This is a genomic window from Rathayibacter sp. CAU 1779 (assembly GCF_054551755.1).
Map to the genome: position 1 here is coordinate 471,221 of NZ_JBTOLK010000003.1, position 8,097 is coordinate 479,317.

Genomic DNA, 8,097 nt, shown 5'->3' on the forward strand with positions numbered 1-8,097 from the left:
CCCCGTCCTGATCGGTCGCGGACGGGACCGCCTCCTGCTCCTTGCCCGTCACGAGTCCTCGCCGGCCGGCTTCGTCACTGTCGACTTCGCGGTCGACGACTTCGCGGTCCTCGCGGCTGTCGTCTTCCTTGCAGTCGGTTTCGCGGTCGTCGTCTTCGCGACGGTCCTCGTGGACGTCTTCGTCGTCCGCGTGGCCGTCGATGCCGCCGACGAGGATTTCGCGGTCGTGCCCTTCGCCGTCGAGGCCCTCGCGGTCGTGGCCTTCGTTCCTGCCGACTTCGCGGCCGTGGATTTTGTAGCCGCCGACGACGACTTCGACGTGGTGCGCCGCGTGGTCGTCCGCTTCGCCGGACCCTTTGCGCGCTTGTCTGCGAGGAGCTGCTTGGCACGTTCGAAGTCGACGTCGTCGACGGATTCGCCGCGCGGAATCGTGGCGTTCGTCTCGCCGTCGGTCACATACGGACCGAATCGGCCGTCCTTGACCCGCACCGGCTTGCCGCTCACCGGATCAGCGTCGAATTCCTTCAGGGCGCTCGACGAACGCCGTGCTCCGTACTTCGGCTGGGCGAAGAGCTCGAGCGCGCCGGCGAGATCGATCGTGAAGATGTCGTCCTCGCCCGGGAGCGACCGCGTGTCGGCGCCCTTCTTCAGGTAGGCGCCGTACCGGCCGTTCTGGGCCAGAATCGGCTCGCCGGACTCCGGGTCGTCCCCGACGGTCCGAGGCAGATCCAGAAGGCGCAGTGCTGTCTCGAAGTCGACCGTCGCCGGATCCATCGATTTGAAGAGGGATGCCGTGCGCGGCTTGTCCGCTGCTTTCGCGGCCTTGGCAGGCTTCGCCGCCTTCTTCTTGGTGGCTCGCACCTCGCCCGTCTCGAGGTCGACGACCTCGTCGACGGCATCTGTGATGTCCACCGAGTCGGGGACCGGCTCGATTTCCGCCTCAACCTCCGTTACATAAGGACCGAATCGACCGTCCTTCACGACGACGAGCTTGCCGTTCGCCGGGTTCACGCCAAGCTCTCGGTCGGACTGAACGGGCGCCTCGATGAGTTCGCGGGCCTTGGCCGCTGTGAGCTCGTCCGGTGCGAGATCCTGCGGGATGTTCACGCGCCGCGGCGTGGCATCCGGCCCCGCATCGGGATCGATCACCTCGAGGTACGGTCCGTACCGCCCGATGCGCAGCGTGATGTCGTCTGCGATACGCACGGAGTTGATCTCGCGGGCGTCGATCTCACCGAGATTGTCGACGACCTGGCGAAGACCCTTGTGATCCGCGGCGCCGAAGTAGAAGCCCTTGAGCCAATCGGCGCGCGTAGCGTCACCGTCCGCGATCCTGTCGAGGTCGTTCTCGAGATCGGCGGTGAAGTCGTAGGCGACGAGATCGCCGAAGTGGTCCTCGAGCAGCCGGACCACCGCGAACGCGATCCAGTTCGGCACGAGCGCCTGACCCTGCGCCGCCACATAGCCGCGATCCACGATGGTCGAGATGATCGCCGCATAGGTCGACGGACGGCCGACTCCGAGTTCCTCCATGCGCTTCACGAGACTCGCCTCCGTATAGCGCGGTGGCGGTGAGGTCTCGTGGCCCTTGGCCTCGACCTCGGCGACGACGAGGCTCTGGCCCTCAGTGAGCGGAGGAAGCTTCGCTTCGGACGGCGGAGCATCCGCATTGCGCTCCTCGTCCCTGCTCTCCTCGTACGCGAGCATGAAGCCGCGGAACGTGATCACCGTTCCGCTGGCGACCAGCTCTGCGACGGTCCCGTCGAGTGCGCCTTCGGTGACGGCCGCCTCCATGGTGACCGAGGCGGTCTGCCCCTTCGCGTCCGCCATCTGTGACGCGACGGTGCGCTTCCAGATGAGCTCGAACAGCCGCAGATCATTGCCGTGCAACACGGATGCCATCTGAGCAGGCGTCCGCCACGTGTCCCGAGCAGGACGGATGGCCTCGTGCGCTTCCTGTGCGTTCTTGCTCTTGTTCGCGTAACTGCGAGGGGACGCAGGAATGGAATCCGCCCCGTAGAGCGCCGTCGCCTGTGCACGCGCCGCGCTCACCGCCTGCGTCGACAATGCAGTCGAGTCGGTTCGCATGTAGGTGATGTGCCCGTTCTCATAGAGAGACTGGGCGACGCTCATGGTCTGGCGTGCGGTGAAGCGGAGCTTGCGAGCCGCTTCCTGCTGCAGCGTCGAGGTGGTGAACGGAGCGGTCGGACGACGCGTGAACGGCTTCGTCTCGAGCTTGCGCACCGTCACTGTCGTTGACGGTTGCTTGAGGGCGTCGGCCAGGGCTGACGCCGACGCCTCATCGAACACATGCGCCTGGCTCTTGAGCGCTCCGCGGTCGTCGAAGTCGCGCCCCGATGCCACCCGCTCGCCATCGACTCGGCTCAGACGTGCCGGGAACGATGTCTCGTCCCGAGCAGGAGCGAGCTGCGCCGACAGATCCCAATACGAAGCCGACACGAACGCCATGCGCTCGCGCTCCCTGTCGACGACGAGCCGGGTGGCCGGTGACTGAACGCGACCAGCTGACAGTCCCTGACGCACCTTGCGCCACAGGACGGGCGACACCTCGTATCCGTACAGACGGTCGAGGATCCGTCGCGTCTCCTGTGCGTCGACGAGCGCCATGTCGAGGTCACGGGTGTTGTCCTTGGCCTTTTCGATGGCGTCCTTCGTGATCTCGTGGAACACCATGCGCTTGACGGGCACCTTGGGCTTGAGCTCTTCGAGCAGATGCCACGCGATGGCTTCGCCCTCGCGGTCCTCATCGGTTGCGAGCAGGAGCTCGTCCGCACCCTTGAGCAGCTTCTTCAGTTTGGTGACGACGCTGCGCGCGCGGTCGGACACCACGTAGTACGGCTCGAAGTCGTTGTCGACATCCACGCCGAACTGGCCGAAGGCGCCACGCTTGCGCTCGGCAGGAATGTCCTTCGGTTCGATCAGATCGCGGATGTGGCCGACGGATGCCTCGACCGTGTACCCATCGCCCAGGTACTTCTCGATCGACTTGACCTTGGTCGGCGACTCGACGATGACCAGCTTGTTCCCTGGCACCTGTCTCCTTATATCGACTGCTTGGTTGCTTCGTGCCGGGCTGCTGCGCCCGGAAGTTCTTGGGGATGCGCGGTGCGGCTCGTCACCGAGGCCAATCCACTCGCCACACGTAACGACCGACATGTCGGACGCATCAGGATGCGACATCGGCGAGCCCGGATCCGCGAACCCGCGCACCAGACGCGAGTCCGCCGACAGCCCCCCGCTCTCTCCCCCGATGGCTTCGCTGGTCCGTCGTGCTGTGGAGCAGCGCCGCTCATCAGGCACACCATACACACGTTCTCCGGCGGACCACCTAATCATCGACGGGAGTCCGGGACCACGACGCTCGAAGCGAAAGACCCTCAGAACGGCACGAAACCGCCGTTGATCCCGCACGTGCCCGCCTCGACGAGCCGGAGTCAGGCTCGGCTCACATCGGAGCGACCCAAAACGGAAGCCGAGTCCTCCAACGGAGTGTGTCCGCTTCTTTTGCGTTCTCCTCTTGTCTGCACGTTCTTCTTTGCGCGCTCTCCTCTTCTCTGCGCGTTCTCCGCGCGTTCTCCTCTTGTCTGCGCGTTCTCCGCGCGTTTCAAGGGGTTGCTCCTTCACGTCCTCGCGGGACAATAGCCGTATGGGTACTTCAACGAACGGTGCCTACACCGCGAAACTGACCGACGGGCCCCTCGAAGGGCGCACCATCACGACGGACTTCCTGGACTCCGGGGAACCGCAACCGCGGCTGGAGATCTCTGCGTCGAGTGGCGACAAGCGCTACGTCTACTCCCGATCCGGTGGGGTGGAGTTCGCCTCCGACTCGGCCGATTCCGACCGCCCCTCCGCCGTCGACTATCGCTACATCGAGGCGGTCTTCGACTGAGAGCTCGGTCCGCGTCCGGGGTATCCCGCCGCGTCATCGTGCTGAAGGCGGACCCGCTCGCGCGCGAACCGTGATCGGCACACCGCCCCACGACCCGACGGCGGTGACCTCGACAATGGCGCCATCCACGTCGCAGCCGTCGATGGCCGCGCTGTTGAGCTGAGCCGCGCGAGAGGCTCGCTCGCAGGGGACTCCGGCCACACGTCCACTGGCAGCATCAGCTGCGGCGAGCGCTGCAGCATCCGCGGCGGCCTCCACGTGCTGCTTCTCAGCGAGCAGCGCGCACGCTCCGAGCGCCCCGAGGGAGGTGAGAACCAATGCCGCGAGGAGTCCGACCGTCAGGATCGTAGACGAGCCCCGTTCCGATGGTCCCGATATCCGGGCACCGGACGAGCATCGCCTCCCGAAGCGGTTCGGGACGACGACCGCCTGATATTTCACGATGCGCCCTGGACGTCGGCAGCGACCCGCACGGCGGCAGCGACCCGCACACCGGCAGCGGCCCGCACGTCGGCGCCACCTTGCGCATCGGCGGCGCCGGAATCGCCGAGCGCGCATCCCGTTCCGCTGATGCTGACACCGCTGAGCGCGATGGGGCCGGCAGCACCCTGGCGCACCGTGACGCAGACGAGGTCGTCTCGTCGGTCTACTGAGACCATCGCCGTGCCGACGAGGGCCGAGATGTTGCCGCTCGCCGTCGCCTCGGAATCGCCTCGTGCAAGGGATCGAGCTCCGTCGGCCGCGGCATCGGTGAGACGCGCCTGCTGGACCACCACCTGAACGGCTCCCATCCCGAATGCGAGCACCAGCAAAGCCGCAGGCACGACGGCCGCGAACTCGGCGGTCACGCTGCCTCTCTCACCCCGATGATGTACGCACCACCCACCGGCATTGCGACGCATGAACAGCGCGGCCATGTCAATCGGTCACGGTGAGCGCGCGTCGCACGAGGTCGGTGAGGATGCCCCGGACCTCATCGCCCCGCAGGATCAACACCAGCAGTCCGGCGAATCCGACGGCGGCCATCGTCGCCACCGCGTATTCCGCGGTGGCGGATCCGCTCTCGTCCGCCAGCACCCGTCGCGCGAATCCACGTGGGTCGACTCGACGGCGACGAAAGGCGTGGTGCGCTCCGCGAGGTGGATTCGCGCTGGGCGCGCTCCTGACGTCGCCTCCGCCTCCAGGGTTACCTGAGGCCGCAGGCTGAAGTGGATACTCCGGCATCGTTCTCTCCTTCGTTTCTTGGGATAGTGCGAGTGGCCGGAGCCGTGGACCGGCTCCGGCCATGCGGATCGCATCCGCGCGTCTCATCTGGATCTTGCGGATCACATCCGCGCTCGTACCGATCACGGTCGGCCTCGCAGTTCTAGGCCCTGCTGGTAGGTCGGGCACCCGCCGCTCGCCGCTCGCCGCTCGCCGCTCGCCGCTCGCAACGAGCCTCCTCGGAGTGGGCCGGGCGCGTCCGGTGAATGGTGCGATCCGTGAACACCGGTCACATCTGCCGAACTGTGGACGACAGGATGGACATCACCAGCGGTGCGACCGACAGCACCATGAAGGCGGGCAGCACGCAGACCGCCAACGGGATCATCAGTCTCACCGCGAGTGCCGCGGAGGCCATCTGGGCCGCGCCCCGCGCGTCCCGCCGCAACTGCTCGGCCTCGGCGCGCAAGAGTTCTACGGTCCCCACGCCAGCCCGCTCCGCAAGGTTCAGCACTGATTCCACTGCAGCGTCGTTCGTGGATGGCAGGCCGAAACGTTCGCAAGCGTTGCCGACCCGCACCTTCGCGGATGCCACCGATCCACCACCCGACATTGCGATGGCCAGGAGATCCGGCGTCATCCCCGGCAGGGAGTCCTTCGGCGTGGCGCGTCGCAGGAGCGCACGGTTCCATGCGGCGGCGGCGAGCATCAGGACTGCGCCCACCACGAGGCATCCGATGCCCATCGGCGTCGCGAAGAGCACGCGGAGTGTGTCGAATCCGAGACCGGCCCCGAACAGAATGCCGACGGCGGGAAGCGCGAGCACTGTGCGTGCCGTGGCTCTCGGCCCGGCGAGCGCCGTCGTCCGATCGCGTTGCGCCTGCCCCAGGTCGCGCAGGGATCCCGCCAAGTCTCTCAACGCATCGGCGAGCGGCGCGCCGGCATCGGTCGCGACGCTGACGGCTGCGGCGAACCCGCCCCAGGCCTCTCGCACGGCAGTCCGATCCGCGCTGCCTGCGCGGCTGCCGCGGCGACCGGACGAGGCTGCCGCCACGGCGTACGGAACGTCTCCCCCACGGCGCGCGGCGCGTGCCGCGCTCGACACCACGACGGCGGCGACGCTTCCCTTGCCACCGGCTGTGCCGCGTTCGTCGAGCGTCTCCGCGAGATATCCCCACGCGAACGAGGTCGGCACACCCGCCGTCAGCAGCACCGCCAGCCTCTGCGCCACATCGGCGACGTCCTCCACCGCGGGTCTCCGTGCACGTGAAGCAGCGCGCTCGGGGCGCTTCGAAGGACCACGTGCAATGACGCGGTCGGGCTCCGACTCCGGCTCACGAACCACCCGACCAGCACCCGGGTTTCGGGTCTCGGTCATGGCATCGTCTCCTTCACGCAGAGCCGTCCGAACGGGTCGATCTCGAAAATCCCGCAGCGCTCGACAGCGCGACGACCACCCACCCGTTGCAGATGGACCACGACGTCGAACGCGCTGACCGCTTGCCGTGCGAGGGCCGGCGGATCCAATCCGGCGAGCGCTCCCAGCGCTTCCAGTCGTGCCGGCACGTCATCGATCGAATTGGCGTGGAGGGTCCCAGCCCCTCCGTCGTGACCGGTATTGAGCGCCGACATGAGTTCCCGTACCTCGGCTCCACGACACTCACCAACGACGAGGCGATCGGGTCGCATCCGCAGCGCTTCACGCACGAGCCGTTCCAGACCGATCGAGCCGGCACCCTCGAGGTTCGCCTGCCGCGACTCCAGCCCGATCACGTGCGGATGCCTCACCCGCAACTCAGCCACGTCCTCGATGCACACGATGCGTTCCGACTCGGCCGCCTCGGCCAGCAGGGCTGAGAGCAGAGTCGTCTTACCGCTTCCGGCCGCGCCCGTGATCAGGAGGTTGGCGCGAGCCGAGATCGCAGCAGAGAGCAGCGGACGATAGCCGCCGAGCATTCCGGCCGCCTCGAGTTCGTCGAGCGAGAAGCGATCCTGCCTAGGAACACGGATGGAGATGAGGGTTCCGGACTCCGAGATCGGCGGCAGCACGACGTGTACGCGGATGCCGTTCCCGAGCCGCACGTCCACCAAGGGGTTCGCTTCGTCGACGTGGCGCCCGCCGAGCGCGACGAGTCGCACGGCGAGTGAGCGCAGCATCCGCTCGTCGCAACTCCACGACGGATCTCGCACGCAGCCGTGGCCGTCGTCGACCCAGAGGCCGCCTGCTCCGTTCAGCAGGACGTCCGTCACCCCGTCGGCAGCGACGTAGGGCGCGAGAGGGCCGAACGCCGACCAATCGGCCATCGGCGGCCCGTCGGGCTCCGCGAGCGGCTGACCACCGGACGTCTGTCCTGACTCGACCGATAGCTGTCCGCTTCCGCGGTCCATTGCCGGTTCATCCGCCAGCAGCGAGGATCTGAGCTGGCCCTCGGAGACCGTGCTTCCTGAGGTCACGTCCCCCGACGCCGAGTACCCCGACGCCATTTCGCCGGCCGCCTTATCCCCGGACGCCGTGGGGTGTGGCGGACGGTCTACGACCACGTGGCCGCCGGAGCCGCGCGCTCGGAGACGATCGGAGATCCGAAGCGCATCCCGGCTGCCACCGAGTCGTTCTCCGGAGTCCGGTGGCCGTTGGATCGCCACCTCAGGGCCGGACTGAATCGTCGGGGCACCCAGCGTGGCTGTCGATGGTCGTGGCACGAACGGGAGGGCTGATCGGACTCGAGACGGAACGGACATGCAGCGACGCTAGGTTCGGTGGCACCCCGTCCTACGGACCAGCCGCACATCCGTGGACATCACACCATCGTCCGTCTTGGGGACGAGAAGAACACGAGTCGCGTACGGTGTCCCACTGCGGGTTATAGGCCAAAAAGAGTGGATGGGGTGGCCGTTTTGCCGCGTGTTTGTGCGGTGAGATGGGGATCGTTATGGTCCGCGACGCTTAGTCGTGGACCTTCCATTGAATTCGATCGCGTGCG

7 protein-coding genes are annotated in these 8,097 nt (G+C 67.2%); 1 reads left to right on the forward strand and 6 read right to left on the reverse strand.

The window, feature by feature from the left end; genetic code table 11:
• Positions 1-48: 48 nt before the first annotated feature.
• Positions 49-3,054 (reverse strand): type I DNA topoisomerase, encoded by a 3,006-nt coding sequence (gene topA / locus ACX9R5_RS16275; protein WP_459410087.1) that lies wholly within the window; start codon positions 3,052-3,054, stop codon positions 49-51.
• 613 nt (positions 3,055-3,667) lie between these two features.
• Here topA and ACX9R5_RS16280 point away from each other — a divergent pair.
• The gene (locus tag ACX9R5_RS16280; protein ID WP_459410088.1) at positions 3,668-3,913 is read left to right on the forward strand and encodes a hypothetical protein; all 246 of its coding nucleotides are present in this window, start codon (positions 3,668-3,670) and stop codon (positions 3,911-3,913) included.
• Between the two features lie 33 nt (positions 3,914-3,946).
• Here ACX9R5_RS16280 and ACX9R5_RS16285 read toward each other — a convergent pair whose 3' ends face one another.
• The 5 genes from ACX9R5_RS16285 to ACX9R5_RS16305 form a co-directional block, all read right to left on the reverse strand.
• On the reverse strand, positions 3,947-4,354 hold the full coding sequence (locus ACX9R5_RS16285; RefSeq protein ID WP_459410089.1) for an Rv3654c family TadE-like protein: 408 nt from the start codon (positions 4,352-4,354) through the stop codon (positions 3,947-3,949).
• Positions 4,351-4,761, reverse strand: coding sequence for a TadE family type IV pilus minor pilin (locus ACX9R5_RS16290; protein WP_459410090.1), 411 nt, complete (start codon positions 4,759-4,761; stop codon positions 4,351-4,353). The genes ACX9R5_RS16285 and ACX9R5_RS16290 overlap by 4 nt, the downstream gene beginning before the upstream one ends.
• Before the next feature lie 70 nt (positions 4,762-4,831).
• A complete protein-coding gene (locus ACX9R5_RS16295) occupies positions 4,832-4,990 on the reverse strand; it encodes a DUF4244 domain-containing protein (RefSeq protein WP_459410091.1) in 159 nt (52 codons plus the stop codon).
• A 415-nt stretch (positions 4,991-5,405) separates the two neighbouring features.
• The gene (locus tag ACX9R5_RS16300; RefSeq protein ID WP_459410092.1) at positions 5,406-6,365 is read right to left on the reverse strand and encodes a type II secretion system F family protein; all 960 of its coding nucleotides are present in this window, start codon (positions 6,363-6,365) and stop codon (positions 5,406-5,408) included.
• A 125-nt stretch (positions 6,366-6,490) separates the two neighbouring features.
• Entirely contained in the window at positions 6,491-7,420 is a 930-nt protein-coding gene (locus ACX9R5_RS16305) for a TadA family conjugal transfer-associated ATPase (protein WP_459410093.1), read from the reverse strand.
• Positions 7,421-8,097: the final 677 nt, after the last annotated feature.